The following is a 15,906-nucleotide window of genomic DNA, read 5'->3' on the forward strand; positions in this document are numbered from 1 at the left end:
TCATGATGGTTCTTGTCAGTTATGATATTATGGTTTCGAGTGAGGATGGACCTAAGAGGTTGAGAAGAATTGCAAAAGAATGCACAAATTATGGGCAACGTGTTCAGTTTTCTGTTTTTGAATGCATTGTGGAGCCTGCCCAATGGATCTTCTTGAAACATAAGCTTGAGTCAATCATGGATAAAGAGAAGGATAGTTTGCGTTATTACTATCTTGGAGCAAATTGGACGAGAAAGATTGAGCATGTTGGTGTCAAAGAATCAATAGATTTACAAGGCCCAATTATTGTTTGATATTTCAAAGAAAATGATTTTGCGAACCCTAAGCATACATAAATTACCATTAGGTTCGCAAATTAATTAATTACCTATAAGTTAGATATTTGAAATTTTTCAGCGTAGGATATGACATCTAAAACTATCCTTGTTTCCAACGTTCGCAAATAAGTAGTTGTAATTCCATTTCATGTAATATAATATTTTTAGTACCGTCGCACCCTTCACGGGTGCGTGAATTGAAACAATGACCATCACCCAATAGGAACAACACCAATGACGTCGCACCCTTCACGGGTGCGTGAATTGAAACCTTTACGGGCAATGTGCTTTGATCGATATGCACATAGTCGCACCCTTCACGGGTGCGTGAATTGAAACCACGTCCAGTGCTTGGAGTGATTACAAAGGTACGTGTCGCACCCTTCACGGGTGCGTGAATTGAAACCTCAGCCGTTATGACCGAAGATGTTTCACACGAAGTCGCACCCTTCACGGGTGCGTGAATTGAAACAACCACCAAGCGTACCAATCATTAAAATAACTAGTCGCACCCTTCACGGGTGCGTGAATTGAAACAACCACCAAGCGTACCAATCATTAAAATAACTAGTCGCACCCTTCACGGGTGCGTGAATTGAAACCGCGCATTGCACCCGGTGAACTGGACAACGAAGAAGTCGCACCCTTCACGGGTGCGTGAATTGAAACCACATATTCGTAAATGAGGCACTGCTCAGGACCGTCGCACCCTTCACGGGTGCGTGAATTGAAACACAACTACCAGGTGTAGCTATAACGCTCAAATACTGTCGCACCCTTCACGGGTGCGTGAATTGAAACATCGATTACGAGGGGTCTGTCACTCTCAAAAATGAAGTCGCACCCTTCACGGGTGCGTGAATTGAAACCACCTTTTACCCTGTCGGTAACCGCACCAACTCCAAGTCGCACCCTTCACGGGTGCGTGAATTGAAACCCGTTGATCAGATAGAAGAAATGTTTTCCCGCAAGTCGCACCCTTCACGGGTGCGTGAATTGAAACATCTCCACAGAATCGAAAGGTTGAGGTATCTCGTGTCGCACCCTTCACGGGTGCGTGAATTGAAACCGCTCGGTGACATTGTGTTGCAGGGTGATGATATCGTCGCACCCTTCACGGGTGCGTGAATTGAAACACCATGTGGGCGCAGGATATCGCTTTTACGACTAGTCGCACCCTTCACGGGTGCGTGAATTGAAACTGTGCTCTATTAAGGACAAGGAGTTAACAAATGGTCGCACCCTTCACGGGTGCGTGAATTGAAACATTAGAAACAATGAATCCGATAGCGGCGGCAGTGTCGCACCCTTCACGGGTGCGTGAATTGAAACAACGGATTGAGCATATATCTGCATCCAATGAGTTGTCGCACCCTTCACGGGTGCGTGAATTGAAACCAGTAGTCGTCAATGCTATCATAGTCATATGCGTGTCGCACCCTTCACGGGTGCGTGAATTGAAACCCCGATTGGAACATATCTAAGTTGGCAGACGTTCCGTCGCACCCTTCACGGGTGCGTGAATTGAAACGCATCAAGAGAGATAAAGACAGAGCACGACCGCCTGGTCGCACCCTTCACGGGTGCGTGAATTGAAACTCGTACCAACCGGAAGTGTAGTGAGCGTCGTATGGTCGCACCCTTCACGGGTGCGTGAATTGAAACCATCCATAATCAACAAGGTTTCCGAGATTCTAAGTCGCACCCTTCACGGGTGCGTGAATTGAAACGATTTATCAGATGGATTGGAAATGCAGACTGATTGTCGCACCCTTCACGGGTGCGTGAATTGAAACATGGGCATCCTATGATGTCGGTGGTTTGATAGAGTCGCACCCTTCACGGGTGCGTGAATTGAAACTAAAGTACCCACCGCCACCCCCGGCAACCTTGCTGTCGCACCCTTCACGGGTGCGTGAATTGAAACCTGCTACTACAGCGGCTATTAGATATCAACATGCGTCGCACCCTTCACGGGTGCGTGAATTGAAACACACAATCCTATGTGATTAAGCTAAGCAATTTTGCAGTCGCACCCTTCACGGGTGCGTGAATTGAAACCAAGTGTTGGGAATTTTTTAGCATTCAAGGTATGTCGCACCCTTCACGGGTGCGTGAATTGAAACTCCACACTATCACTCAACTGGAAGGTGAACCATGAGTCGCACCCTTCACGGGTGCGTGAATTGAAACGCATTAATGAGCAAAGGGCTAGGCAAGAAATTGTCGCACCCTTCACGGGTGCGTGAATTGAAACCAGCCGGATATCACCAGCGAAGCAGAGACTGTTGGTCGCACCCTTCACGGGTGCGTGAATTGAAACATATACACCGCAAAAATTAAATGGGATTATTTTTGTGTCGCACCCTTCACGGGTGCGTGAATTGAAACTAGCTATGTAAGATAAGTGGTATAGTGCGAAGCGTCGCACCCTTCACGGGTGCGTGAATTGAAACAATGGGTACCATGCCACCAAGCCTTGCGAGACGTGATGTCGCACCCTTCACGGGTGCGTGAATTGAAACAAACTGGTGGATCGGATAGGCGCTGGGCTGAATAGTCGCACCCTTCACGGGTGCGTGAATTGAAACCCTGTATCCTTGGTGTTTACAGACCAGATGAAAGTCGCACCCTTCACGGGTGCGTGAATTGAAACTTGTTATTAACAGGCATATCATACCCTCCGTTGGTCGCACCCTTCACGGGTGCGTGAATTGAAACAAACAAGTTGTGGATGAGATACCAGGAGTAGATACGTCGCACCCTTCACGGGTGCGTGAATTGAAACGGTAGCAACCCCAGAAATGAAGCTACTCTACGATAGTCGCACCCTTCACGGGTGCGTAAATTGAAACCCCACATTGATATTTCGGGGGTTTGCGAGTGGAAAGTCGCACCCTTCACGGGTGCGTGAATTGAAACCAGTCGAACAAGATACCGGCGTTGGAACTTGAACGTTGCACCCTTCACGGGTGCGTGAATTGAAACCCATTGTAGCAACGCAATCATCCCCGACACGCATGTCGCACCCTTCACAGGTGCGTGAATTGAAACCTGTACAGCCGGAGACAGCTGTTCCTGCTCACGTCGCACCCTTCACGGGTGCGTGAATTGAAACTTGCTCAGACTTGAGAGCATCTTGTAACTTCTGGTCGCACCCTTCACGGGTGCGTGAATTGAAACCGATGGCTATGACGGTAGAAGAAGAGTTGTATGTCGCACCCTTCACGGGTGCGTGAATTGAAACCCACTTGACACTCGATTGTGCGCACTATATAGGGTCGCACCCTTCACGGGTGCGTGAATTGAAACAAGAACCAGATCGAAGCAGCAAAGGTTTTGGTCAACGTCGCACCCTTCACGGGTGCGGGGTGGGTGCGTGGGGGCATGGCGCGAGCAGTAGTATTAACTGTCCACTAAAAAAAGGACGAGATGCAGAAAAAATAGAATCCCATGGGAACCGTGCTATCTTTGGTTTAACCACAAATCAAAAAACACACGGAGACACCATGGGACGTAGGAATCTTACACTGGGAAAGCACTGCAGGGGAAGCCATTTCTCTTGGGGCGAGAGGCTTAAGCTGCAATACTACTTCGCAGGTAGCAACGGATACAGAAAAGAGCGAAGCCCTACGGTACTGGGAATGATTTTCCAGAAGAGCGCCAAAACGATAGGCAGGGAACTGCAACGGGGTATGGTGGAGCATGTGCTCGGAGAAATCCCGTTTTCCCGGGCGGAGTACAATGCGGACCATGCCCAGATCGATGCAGAGGAGAAGATGAAGTACAAGGGCCCGTTGCCCAAGTCGGGCAGGCACTACGCACTGGTGCAAAGGATATCACCCCTGATCCTGAAAGACAAATACAGCCCCTATGCCGTACTGAAGACCCTTGACAAGGATGAGGAGTGGCCGGAGGGGCTGAGAATCTGCGAGAAGACCCTGTACAACTGGATAGAAGCCGGGGACATCCCTGGTGTCACAATCGAGAACCTGCCGAGGAGAGGCAAGGTCAAGCACAACAAGGGCCATGGGGGCAAGAGAAAGCACTCCAACGCGGAGTTCGCCGCCCGGTCCATAGAGCACCGCCCGAGGGAAATCCTCAGGCGCCTGGTGGCTGGTCACTGGGAGGGGGACACTGTCTACAGCAGAAAGAACGGATCAAAGGAATGCCTGCTGACGCTTGTAGAGCGGAGTACCAGGATGGAGCTGATACTGAAGATACCGGACAGGACCGCTAAGTCCGTGAAGGAAGCATTCGACAAGTTGGAGAGGCAGCTCGGAAGCCGCCTGTTCCGGTTGATATTCCTCTCGGTCACGTTTGACAACGGCAGTGAGTTCTCCGATGTGCTGGGGCTGGAGAAGTCGATACTTACCAAGGGAACCAGGACTGTATTGTATTGTATTTCGCCCATCCCTATTGTTCCTGTGAAAGAGGCACTAACGAGAACCACAACGGCATCATCAGAAGATTCCTTCCCAAAGGAACGGACTTCGCCTTCATCAAGGCTAAGGAAGTAAAGGAGATCCAGGACTGGATGAACACCTATCCAAGGAGAATCCTCAACGGTTCTACTCCCTTGCAATCCTTCAAGGAAGCATTCGGACTGATGGATCTTAACATCAAACTGCTGGAGGCATGCTGATGAAGAAAACCAAGAAAGAATTAAAGGGACATTTCTCTTTACAAGAAACCGTGCGTGGGGGCATGGATTGAAACTACTTGACACTCGATTGTGCGCACTATATAGTCAAACGGTAGATTGTATGAACCTGTAAGGAGTAATGATATGTCCAAAGCACATAGAGGAAGTGGCATCCGTACCGAAGTCAACCATGGACGTGGTGTTTGCCCTGTTTGTAAACGCACTGCAGTCAAGGTATTGTATGAAGCCACCGTTGAAGGCGAAAAGGCTAAAGTTTGTAAGTCTTGTAACGCCAGTCTCAAGGCTGCTGCTAAATAAGTGAGCGCTCAGTGAGAGTAAGACTGTCTTTGCAGGCAGTCTTTTTTTGTTTTGTTTTATGATTATAAAAAGAGGTAACAGTGAATTTCTCTGCCAAGAAAGTATATTTGGTCGGTATCAAAGGCACTGGAATGGCATCTCTTGCCGTCCTGTTACATAAAACCGGAGCGAATGTTTCTGGCTGTGACTCCCCTGAAATCTTTTCTACCGATACCTTGCTTGCAGAAAACAAAATACCTGTAATCTCTGGTTTTTCTATTTCCTCTCTCCCTTCTTCTACCAATATCGTCATCCATAGCAGTGCCTACCAGAGAACCCTTCCCATTCTACAAGAAGCTGAGAGAATAGGCCTTGAAATCTATTCCTATCCTGAGTTTCTTGCTTTGTTATCAAAAGAGAGTGACAGCTATGCAGTAGCAGGGACCCATGGCAAGACAACCACTACAGCAGTTGCTTCTTATCTGCTAGCCTCCCTGGGATTCCACGATTTCCCTTTCTATAGCATTTACGGTTCGAACCTGCAGGGTGAGTCCTCGCTCCCTTACCAAGGCAGCGAGGTTGCCCTTTTCGAGGCCTGCGAGTATCAAGACCATTTTCTTTCCTATTCCTTACGAGGAGCCTTGGTAACCAATGTCGATTTTGATCATCCCGATTATTTCCATGACTTGGCCCACGTACAGGAAAGTTTTGAAAAGTTCGTAGTCAATATTCGCCCCAATGGATTTTTAATCTGTTGCAACGATGACCCAGGATCCAAAAAACTTGCCCAGTATTGTCGTGATCGTCGCCCCGATATCACTCTGATGACCTATGGTTTCAATGATAACGGACCGTTCTGGATCACGAAAAACCATTGGGACGGCACCTATAGTCTCTCATGTCTGGGAGGCAGATACTTTGTCCTCCCTCCTTTAAGCGAACCGTTGCTTGACGATTACATCGGAGGAGCTGTTCTGGCACTGGCAATCATGCTCGACAGACCTCAGGTAAAGTTGTATCTCGACGATAGCCAAATTATCAGCGAAGAGGCAATTCCTTCGGTAGCAGGAATGCTTACTGAGCGGCTTGTCTCCTTTCCCGGGTGCGTAGGCCGCTCAGAAGTGATGCTTGAAGAAGGTGGCATTACCTATATAGACGATTATGCCCACCATCCTATGGAGATAAAGGCAACTATCGATATGCTGCACATCAAGTATCCGAAAAGGCCTTTGGCCGTGCTGTTCTGTCCCCATACGGCAAGCAGGACAAAGGCCTTGCTCAAGGATTTCGTAATTGCCCTCAGCCTTGCCGATAAAGTCGTCATACAGCATTCCTATGCATCGGCAAGAAATGATACAGATCTCAGTGAAGACCCTGCAATCCTGTTGGAAAAAGCCCTTTCAACACATATCATGAGGACCTATCGCTGTCATCTACAGACGGTGAGTTATGCTCCCGATGACAAGACTGCCGTTAGTATTATGTCAGTCCAGTTGCAACCGGGCGATTTGTGTATTACGATGGGTGCGGGTAATAACCGCCTTCTGGGCCCTGAAATTGCCCAGGCAAGGAGATCTTTATGAAAAGCATGACCGGATATGGATCAGCTGAGACAATGAACGAAAAGTTCCAGCTCTCGGTAGAAATCAAATCCTATAACAATCGTTTTCTGGATATAAACCACAATATTCCCTTTTTCCTCTCTCCGTTCGAGATGGATATCGACAAGGCAGTAGCTACGGTCGCTTCACGCGGGCATGTAGAAGTCAATGTGCGGGTCAAATCGCTGGTTTCCGATATGGAAATCGTAGTTGATACCCAAGCTGTCGAGCGGTACCGCGATGCCTTTGCCCAGATAGCAGCACTGTCAGGTAAGGCGCTCAAACCTGAGCTCTCTGATTTTCTTGCAGCTGAGGGTGTCATGACCAGTGTGCGCCAAGGTGACAGTGAAATGTACCGGCAACCCTTATTCTCAGTCTTGGATGAAGCTCTTGCCCAATTTGCCCAGAGCAAAGAGAGGGAAGGAAATTCCACCAAGGCAGACCTTACTGCCATGGGTAAAATTGTTGAAGAGGGGCTTTCTGTAGTTAGTGCACATGCTGGGGAACTGGAAGAATTGGTGAAGACAAATCTGAGAAATCGGTTTGAAGAAATGCTCGGGGACCAGAACTATGATGAGAACAGGATCTTGCAGGAAGTTGCTGTCATGTTGGTCAAATATTCAGTCAACGAAGAGATAAAGCGTCTTGCAGTCCATTTGAAAGAATATTTCAAGCTTCTCAACCAGAATGAACCAGTAGGTAAACGCCTCGATTTCCTCTGTCAGGAAATGAACAGGGAGATCAATACTATCGGGAGCAAAAGCCAGATGGTAGAGATGAACCTCCAGGTGGTACGAATGAAAGACGGATTGGAAAATATCCGTGAACAGATCAGAAATATAGAGTAGGGGTTTTTATATGCGCATCGCAATCAGTGGCAAGAGTGGCTGTGGAAATACAACGGTTTCGACCTTGGTGTCGCAGGCTTTGGATTATCCTTTGATAAATTTTACGTTTCGCAACCTTGCAAACGAGAAACATATGGATTTCTGGGACTTCTGCAAGTTGGCGGAACAATCAGACGAATATGACAAAGAACTGGATACAAGACAGGTCGAAATGGCCATGGCCCAAAAGGACTGTGTTTTGGGTAGTAGACTTGCCATCTGGATGCTCGAACAAGCCGACCTCAAGGTATATTTGACAGCCTCGGCCCAGGAACGGGCAAGCAGGGTCTACAAGCGAGAAGGTGGATCCTTTGAAGAACGCCTTGCACAAACCATGATGCGTGACAAGAATGACAGCGCCCGTTACCAGCGCATCTACGGTATCGACAACAGTGATACCGCCTTCGCCGACCTAGTCATCGACACCTCGGATAAAGATCCCATCCAAGTGGCAAAGATTATCATAGCAGAAGTAAAGAAAAGATTGGCCTAATACTGAAAGGAAACTATAGATTCAATACCAGGGGGCTTTGCCTAATCAACAAGAGAATGGCAGGCCTCTTCTTTATTTCTGTTCAAGGCAAATGTCTCATACTCTGATACTTACATCTCTGTTTTCCTGACAAATAGGTATCCATTTGTCCTCCTGTTTCCTATTATACTGACTCAAAGAACTGGGTGATGCTTCTAGGCTGTCATAAAGTCCTTGATCATAGCAATCAGGAAATCTCTCTCAGATGATGGGGGATATAATTCATGGATTTCGTCAAAAGCTTGTCCGAATAATTCGAAAGCCCGGCCTTTTGCTTTTTCCAGTGCTCCAGAGTCCTTGATCTTTTTGATCAAAGCAATAATCGAATCAGATGCTTTTTCGTAACCTGAACTTTGTGCAAACTGGAATACGGAAAAGAGGTGTTCGTTTTGATCAGGATTTGCATTGGCATACAGGATTATCGGAAGACTCTTCTTATTCTCTACAATGTCATCGCCCTGACGCTTTCCAGGATTGCCTTTTTCCAGATTGATAACATCGTCCAAGATTTGGAAGCCAACTCCTATCGTCTCTGCTATATGCCCTGCTTTCCTGATAATATTCATGTCGTCTACTGCAAGTGCTGCTCCGACTTCACTTCCCATCGCAGCGAGACAACCTGTTTTCAAACGACACATCAACTCATATTCTTCCAGGGTAGGGGTTTTTGTGTTGTCATGATGCCAGGAAATATCCATGCCTTGACCCAAATGAACCCGGCGCATATATTTTGCATAAATCTGATAGATACGTAACTTCACTGTATCTTCGACTAAGGATTCATCAATGGCTTTTGTTGGAAGGAAATAGAGTAAATTCCCTGCATTGATTGAGATATCCTCCCCATACATGAGATGAACGGCAGGCTTTCCACGCCTCAAATCAGATTTGTCTTCGATATCATCAATGATCAAGGTCCCGTTGTGAGGCATTTCAATCAATGAAACAAGTTTCTCAGCGAGTTCCAGTGCAGGTTCACCACCTAGCATTTTTGCTGTCAGCATCATGAGCAAAGGTCGCCAACGTTTACCTCCCCTTGCCAGGAGGTCTTTGGCAGGTTCACAAAAATGGTTGAAAACATTCTTGTCAGCACCTAACGTTGAACAGTCGAGCATCCAATCGATCCATTTTTGGTCGAAAGATGCAGGAAATATACGATTCAGTTCGGTCTCTATTTGGTTTAGCCAATGTTGCATGTGCGGATTATAGGGAGACGGGATGTTTAATACAACCCATAGGGGGGCAGTAATGATTGCCTCGCTTTGATCATATCCAAAATCAAGATCCATAGACTTTTGCAGTCAGTCTCAACGAAACGCCAATGGAGTATATGAAGCATGCATACAAGGCTCAGCACGCCATATTTGTTAGTATCTCCCCGTTTACATCCATACCCCAGATATGGTAGTTTTGGCATATGAAAAAAGTTCTGCTGACAGCCTTGTTTATATGTATGGGATTAACCTTGTTTGCTAGCCCCTATATCGGGGTAAGCCAAGGCCTTGGAGCCACTTCAGTGGAGCTGGGGTTTATGACCAGTTCTTTTGAAGAGAATATCTTTGTCGGAATCCCATCTTTAATGGCCATGGATAGCTATAATTCAGATTTCTACAAGACAGTTGTAGTCGGAACCGATTTGATTTACCGGTTCAGACCAATAGGTCCCCTTGTTATAGGATTTGGCCCTACCTTCCGCGCAGCATGGGAAACTGGTAATGCGTTCTCTCTTATGGCAGGGGTGGCTTACCAACTCTCCCTTGAGACTCCCGATGTGATGGACATCCTGTATGTCGAGGGTGCCTATATTCCCGATTTCATGCAATATGAATCAGGAACGGTCACAAACGACTTCTTGGATAAAGCAGCAAAGCAAATCTTCCGCCTTGGATGGCGACATGCTTTCTAAGTACTGTACATTCCTCTAAAAAACCAATATAGTGATATAGTTACATTTTAGTGTAGATACAGACGCAAGGAGATTCCACGGTGAGCATCCCATTGAACAAACTTATCGATTACAAGGGAAATGTCTATGAGATTACCTGTGTTGCCATTAAAGAAGCCATTATTCTCAGTAATCCTGGTTGCGGTGGTAAAGAAATAGAAGAAAATAACGGCAAAATTGTTAGTGAAGTCCTCAGCAGAGCTCTCAATGGCGAGATTCACTTCATCCCAACTGACGAGCAATAGTTCGTATAACCCAGTAATTTTCCTTTTCGGCCCTACCGGGGTCGGAAAGACTGAGCTGCTCTTGAATTTATTCAAAGACAGGTTCTCGGTAGTCAATGCCGATTCCATCCAAGTGTACAGACATTTGGATATAGGGTCGGCTAAGGCGTCTAAACAGATTCAGGAAAAAATCCCTCATTACCTCATTGATATTTTCGACCCCTGGGAGCAATTCTCCGTAGGGGATTTCATTGAGCTCGCAGACAAAGCCTGTGAAGAAATTCGTGCACAGGGGAGAATACCCATTTTAAGTGGGGGAACTGCCTACTATTTCAAGCATTTTCTCTATGGCCTGAGCGAGGCTCCTGCCAGTGACGAACACATTCGGGCCCGTGTCGCCCAAGAGCTTGAAGAGAAAGGGGGAGTGTGGGCGTATGCAAGACTTTGTGAAATAGACCCGGTCTATGCAAACAAAATCCATCCATCTGATCTCTATCGGATATCGCGCGCCCTGGAGGTCTTTGAAACCAGCGGACGGCCCCTCAGCTCCTACGTAATTCCTTCGACTTATCGAAACAACATGCATCCTTTAATCCTCGGCCTTCATCGTGAAAAACAGGAACTGAAAGAAAGAATCATTGCCCGCGTACAGCAAATGTTCGACGAAGGTCTAATCGAGGAAATCCGGACCATCCTGCAAATGGGTGGGAAGAGCGAATGGCCAGGCTTGCAGGGTATCGGGTACAAAGAATTCTTCCAAGCCATGGAAAGCGGAGAAGTCTCGCTTCCCATGATAGCCGACCAGATAGCAAAAAACAGCCGCTCCTACGCAAAGCGGCAGATGACATTCTTTAAAAGCTTTGCAGAAGTGAACTGGATGCAACCAGATGACCAAGAGGCTATTGCCGAGATGGTTGCTGCCTACCTGGCCAAAGAAACCTTTTAGTTTTATAAAGACAAAACCATCAATTTTATGCTCAAGAGTGAAATGTAATGAAGCACTACAGATGCATCATTCCATTTGCAGACTCCGTGTGCCCCAATGGAAATGTGGATTTTCCTTTGCTTACAATTACTGCAAGCGAAAATACTGGCTCAATGAATGGAGTAAAATAGTCTACTGCAGGAATAGAAGACAAGAAGAAGTGTACTTTACTGCATTTTTTTTTATATTGTCTGACGGTGTTTTTATCTTTTGTCCATCTCCTTTTTCTTAGCGAAGGGTGTTGATATATGAGCGTGAGTAATGAAATAAATCTATCTAATGTAAAAAATTAAAATTAACTAATAGTACTCTGTTTGTTTACAAGGTGCAGTTTTGATGCTAGCCTAGTTTTATAGGCTTTGTTGTATGCAAATAGAAATGCAACATATGTTCAGCCGGCTTTCCTAGGCATTGAACCTGTTCGGTAAGTCCTGATTGAAGGAGATTCAGAAGGGGGGAAAACAATCAGAAACCATACATGCGACAAGGCATACTCAATATTTAATTCTTTCCCTGCATACTCATTTTTTTTGTATTGTTACATTCGTTTTTTTCAGTTTGCATATCAACGGAACGTAAGGGTATTCACGGTTTAATCTTCCATGTTTTACAAGTAGTCTGGCTTCAATCCAAAGGAGGTAAGAAATAGTTCTATCGGAAAATGAATCCAATTTTCTTAGCAGCCATACTATTTGTTGCAAAAGAATTCGGGTGGTAATTTTCCCTCCCGAAGGTGAATTTTTTTTCACATTGGAGGAACTATGAATCGAAGATCATCATTTTCAGGTTTTTTGTTTCTTTGCTTTGCGATGCTTATTGCAATTACCCTTATCGTAGGTTGTGAATCCAACATACAAAACAAAGTGGGATCCCTGACAGTATCTACAGGGGCCCAAGAGAAGACAATCTCCCCAGATTCGACTCTGATCGAGATAGCATCGTACCAGGTGAGGGGCGTTTATTCGGATGGGGTAACAACCTTTAGCCAACAATCTCCAATAAACACTATCGTAATTAATGATTTACTTGTTGGTGACTGGACAATTACCTTTGAGGGATTGAATTCCTTCGGCACGGTGATTGCCTCTGCCACACAGATGGTTACGATCAATGCAGGGTATAATACTACCGTAACATTCGTTTTAACCTCTGTCTCCGGTGTAGGGACCTGTGAGCTTACTCTCTCCTGGCCGGTCACGGTTACCTCGGTACATAGGATAACAGTTAGACTCACAGCTGCATCGAGTATGGATGTTTTCGATGTAGAGGCGTTTGCCTTTGAGGCAACACAGGTAGGTGATATACAACAAATCATGAAGACAATCGCAGATATTCCTGTAGGTTCCTATGCGTTGAAGGCTCAGTTCTGGGATGTTTTTGATGCACAGATTGGTCTTACCCTGATGGAAACAGTCAATATCTACGCCGATATGACTTCTACCGGCCTCTTTGCCTTGCCAGAATTCCTGTTCCCGGTCGAGAAACCGACGTTCGATCCTATGGGCGGAAGAATTACACCCGAACAGACAATTGAGCTGACAACAGCCAGCATTGGGGCAACCATCTATTATACGATTGATGGAACAGATCCAAATACTACCAGTATTGAATACGAGGGGCCTTTTACCTTGCCGCACAATGCAACGGTAAAAGCTATTGCGTTAAAAAACTGTATGTTTGCCTCGGCCATTGCATCTGCTGTATTTGAGATTCCTGCTGCCATGCCGACAATTCTACCGGTTTCAGGAACCTATTCCATGCCCCAGGAAGTGACTCTCTTCACGGAAACGGCAGGGGCAACAATCTATTACACCACTGACGGGAGTGCTCCAGATACTTTTAGTATCCTGTATACAGGACCTTTTATGGTTTCCCAAGACACCACTGTCAGGGCAATCGCTACGCATCCCGATTTTGGGGTATCCGAAGAAGTGTCGGCCGAGTATATAATAGTGAACAGCGTTGGTCTGGTTACAGTCGATCCTGCAAACTATACAGTCGAGATCATAGTACCCCCAGAATGGACGGGAGGGCCGGTCATAACAAATGTATGGGCCAGGATCTGGGCAGATGTTGAACCTGATCCGACTGGTGTAACCTACACTTGGTATCTGGACGGGGAGGAGGCAAGAAACCAGGGAGGCGAGATAGCCTCAACTTCCGATTATCTTGATTTGGGCATAGGCTTAGATAGGGTTGCCATCGGTCCCGGACCCCATTCGATCACAGTCACCGTTACCGCCGGTGAGCTTTCCTTCAGTGACTACTATTGGTTCTGTGCATCAGATACTGCAACGATAGGTGCTTCCTCCTTTGCTATCGGAGATGTAGGGCCTGCCGGAGGGCTGGTATTCTACGATGATGAGGAAGATGGTATCGATGACCTGCCAGGATACCGATATCTGGAAGCAGCCCCGGAGGAAACAGAATGGGAAAACAGACAGTGGGGTGCCTATGGATATTCTGTTGATCCAAGTGCCCTGGGTACTGCTCTAGGCTATGGGATGCCGAACACTGAGAATATTGTGAGTTATCATGATAGTCTGGGCACCTTGTATCCTTTGAAAGGAGACTATTATACAAATCCTGGAGCGTACTACTTCAAAAATGATGGGTCTGTAGCAGCAAAGCTGTGTGCCGATCTGGAATACGGAGGGTATGATGACTGGTTCCTGCCATCGAAGGGCGAACTTGATCTTATGTTTACGATTATAAGAAAATGTTGTCCCAGTGATTGGTGCGAACACTCCTATTGGAGTTCCTCCGAATTCTCGCCTACCTGTGCATGGCTACAGAGCTTTGCCTGGTCACAATGGAAAAGCCCCAAATTTGAAAACCATAGGGTAAAGGCTGTAAGGGCTTTCTGATTTTTTCCTAGCTGATCGAATTGGACAATAACTAATGGGGGAACCCTTTTGGTTGATGACCATAAGGATTCCCCCTCTTTGCATGTTCTTTATCTATTCGTATCTACTGGGCTTGAGCAGTCTGCCCAGATAACACCTTGTTAGGAGCAGGGTAGGTCTCTACCTCGATAATCCCCAAGTCCAGTATGCTCTCATTGGTAATGCTGGTTATCTCCGTCCAACCATGTTTAGACAAACCTAGGGTAAACTTCTGAACCTGCTGATAGTGGTACATGAAGGCATGACCTGCACCGGGTTGTATTTCTTCGCTCCCATTTTCTTCAATATAGGCATAGGGAGTATAGAGTATGCTGGTTGCCTTATAGGTGTTATCTCCGATTTGTTCAACCTGCACATCGGTAACCCCGTAGAGGTAAGTCCCTTCCATGATTGCCGGTTTGCCGTTGGCAATCCATTCGTTTGGGTTAACCTGGGTGTTCAGCCCTTCATAGGCCTGCCGCGTCTGTCTGGAAACAAACAGGTTCGAGACTTCCAGAGAAGCTGGGTTCTTTGCCTTCTTGGAAAGTGAAGCCTCCATTTTCTGTACGTCGAGCTCGCTCTGTCCCGTGTAGTACTCGTCAATGATCTGCACATTGGACATCCCTGCAGTGTAAGGTGGCGTGAGCGAAGCCTTAATTGCGCTCCCGGAAATCCAGAAGACAACAATAACCACTGCTGCGATACTTGCAACGATCCAACCCTTCTTTCTCCAGAAAATCTTCCAGTCAGCTCGCTTCTTCTGTTTTTCCAAAAACGGTCCGCATCCAAGATCGAGTTTCAAGTCCTCGCGGCTTGTAGCTTCGTCTCGGTCCTCGAGTGTCCACTGAAGGTCCTCGGTTGCACCGATGAACCAAGATAATACATCCTTGCTCTCTTTGTTTCCGCCAATATCCCTCTGTTTTGTCAGACTGAGGCTAAGCGTTTTGTCGATAAACTGAGAGGTAGCAGTAGGGAGATGCAAAACTGAATACAGGGAAACAGGAAGGGCCCTGAAAGCATCTTCCCTTGTTTCGGGACTCTGGAAAGGAGGAAAGCCCATGCAGGCAAAATAAAGCAGCTGGGTCATCTGGTCACAGAGTGAAAAAGGCTTGTGGTTATCGTGGTGGACCCAGCACGTGCTCTGAAAAGAGCGTACTTCTTCGTTGGCACAGGAAGAAAACAGGTCTGCCAGGTTCTGCGGGAGAATGAGGAATCCTCCGTCCTCCAGACCCCAGATTCTCCAAATGGGGATAATCCCGCTGGAAAGATCAAGAAATTTCGTGCTTACCAGAGAAAGCGCCTTTGCAAGGTCGCGGACAATTGCCAAGGCCTTTGAACGTTTCTTTGTGGCGATATCGGTAAGGGGGAACAAATCCATTTTCTTGAAATAGATGCACCGCTTTTCTTGGGCAATTGTCAGTCCATCCCAGTACCAGCTTTCCACAACGCCACCGCGAATGATATACCCACAGCTTTTCACACCCTGCATCATGAAAGTAGGAAGCTCGATGCCCTTTTCACCAATCGAAATGCAACTGTATTCCTTTCCTTCAATAATTGTATTGAACGTCTCGACTCCGATATCCAT

General features: G+C 46.6%; 11 protein-coding genes, 2 pseudogenes and 1 CRISPR repeat array. Of the genes and pseudogenes, 11 read left to right on the forward strand and 2 right to left on the reverse strand.

Annotated features, from left to right (window positions below; genetic code table 11):
• Nucleotides 1–2: 2 nt before the first annotated feature.
• The 7 genes and pseudogenes from cas2 to cmk all read left to right on the forward strand — a co-directional run bounded on the left by cas2 (nucleotide 3) and on the right by cmk (nucleotide 8,240).
• A complete protein-coding gene (gene cas2, locus SPIGRAPES_RS16035; RefSeq protein WP_014271808.1) occupies nucleotides 3–293 on the forward strand; it encodes a CRISPR-associated endonuclease Cas2 in 291 nt (96 codons plus the stop codon).
• Between the two features lie 196 nt (nucleotides 294–489).
• Nucleotides 490–3,629: a CRISPR direct-repeat array (repeat unit 32 nt; unit sequence GTCGCACCCTTCACGGGTGCGTGAATTGAAAC).
• Nucleotides 3,630–3,961: 332 nt separating this feature from the next.
• Nucleotides 3,962–4,669 (forward strand): annotated as a pseudogene (locus SPIGRAPES_RS17115) (IS30 family transposase); the annotation flags it as partial.
• Between the two features lie 47 nt (nucleotides 4,670–4,716).
• Nucleotides 4,717–4,815 (forward strand): annotated as a pseudogene (locus SPIGRAPES_RS17620) (IS30 family transposase); the annotation flags it as partial.
• 291 nt (nucleotides 4,816–5,106) lie between these two features.
• A complete protein-coding gene (locus SPIGRAPES_RS17190) occupies nucleotides 5,107–5,280 on the forward strand; it encodes a hypothetical protein (RefSeq protein WP_014271810.1) in 174 nt (57 codons plus the stop codon).
• Between the two features lie 80 nt (nucleotides 5,281–5,360).
• On the forward strand, nucleotides 5,361–6,842 hold the full coding sequence (locus tag SPIGRAPES_RS16045; RefSeq protein WP_014271811.1) for a UDP-N-acetylmuramate--L-alanine ligase: 1,482 nt from the start codon (nucleotides 5,361–5,363) through the stop codon (nucleotides 6,840–6,842).
• The gene (locus tag SPIGRAPES_RS16050; protein WP_014271812.1) at nucleotides 6,839–7,708 is read left to right on the forward strand and encodes a YicC/YloC family endoribonuclease; all 870 of its coding nucleotides are present in this window, start codon (nucleotides 6,839–6,841) and stop codon (nucleotides 7,706–7,708) included. Before SPIGRAPES_RS16045 ends, SPIGRAPES_RS16050 begins: the two co-directional genes overlap by 4 nt.
• Nucleotides 7,709–7,718: 10 nt before the next feature.
• Nucleotides 7,719–8,240 carry a (d)CMP kinase gene (gene cmk, locus SPIGRAPES_RS16055; RefSeq protein WP_014271813.1) on the forward strand — a complete coding sequence of 174 codons (522 nt, stop codon included), beginning with the start codon at nucleotides 7,719–7,721 and terminating at the stop codon, nucleotides 8,238–8,240.
• A gap of 194 nt (nucleotides 8,241–8,434) precedes the next feature.
• On the opposite strand, the gene SPIGRAPES_RS16060 is transcribed toward cmk, so the two are convergent.
• Nucleotides 8,435–9,475 carry a polyprenyl synthetase family protein gene (locus SPIGRAPES_RS16060; RefSeq protein WP_172635104.1) on the reverse strand — a complete coding sequence of 347 codons (1,041 nt, stop codon included), beginning with the start codon at nucleotides 9,473–9,475 and terminating at the stop codon, nucleotides 8,435–8,437.
• 221 nt (nucleotides 9,476–9,696) lie between these two features.
• On the opposite strand from SPIGRAPES_RS16060, the gene SPIGRAPES_RS16065 reads away from it, so the two are divergent.
• The 4 genes from SPIGRAPES_RS16065 to SPIGRAPES_RS16080 all read left to right on the forward strand — a co-directional run bounded on the left by SPIGRAPES_RS16065 (nucleotide 9,697) and on the right by SPIGRAPES_RS16080 (nucleotide 14,300).
• Entirely contained in the window at nucleotides 9,697–10,185 is a 489-nt protein-coding gene (locus tag SPIGRAPES_RS16065; protein ID WP_041384750.1) for a hypothetical protein, read from the forward strand.
• An 80-nt stretch (nucleotides 10,186–10,265) separates the two neighbouring features.
• Nucleotides 10,266–10,469 carry a hypothetical protein gene (locus SPIGRAPES_RS16070; protein ID WP_014271815.1) on the forward strand — a complete coding sequence of 68 codons (204 nt, stop codon included), beginning with the start codon at nucleotides 10,266–10,268 and terminating at the stop codon, nucleotides 10,467–10,469.
• Nucleotides 10,432–11,394: a tRNA (adenosine(37)-N6)-dimethylallyltransferase MiaA gene (gene miaA / locus SPIGRAPES_RS16075; protein ID WP_014271816.1), complete on the forward strand. Its 963-nt coding sequence runs from the start codon at nucleotides 10,432–10,434 to the stop codon at nucleotides 11,392–11,394. The genes SPIGRAPES_RS16070 and miaA overlap by 38 nt, the downstream gene beginning before the upstream one ends.
• 800 nt (nucleotides 11,395–12,194) lie before the next feature.
• The gene (locus SPIGRAPES_RS16080; RefSeq protein ID WP_014271817.1) at nucleotides 12,195–14,300 is read left to right on the forward strand and encodes a chitobiase/beta-hexosaminidase C-terminal domain-containing protein; all 2,106 of its coding nucleotides are present in this window, start codon (nucleotides 12,195–12,197) and stop codon (nucleotides 14,298–14,300) included.
• A gap of 103 nt (nucleotides 14,301–14,403) precedes the next feature.
• On the opposite strand, the gene SPIGRAPES_RS16085 is transcribed toward SPIGRAPES_RS16080, so the two are convergent.
• A complete protein-coding gene (locus SPIGRAPES_RS16085; RefSeq protein ID WP_014271818.1) occupies nucleotides 14,404–15,906 on the reverse strand; it encodes a hypothetical protein in 1,503 nt (500 codons plus the stop codon).

Origin of the sequence: Sphaerochaeta pleomorpha str. Grapes (assembly GCF_000236685.1) — a bacterium.
Lineage (GTDB): Bacteria > Spirochaetota > Spirochaetia > Sphaerochaetales > Sphaerochaetaceae > Sphaerochaeta > Sphaerochaeta pleomorpha.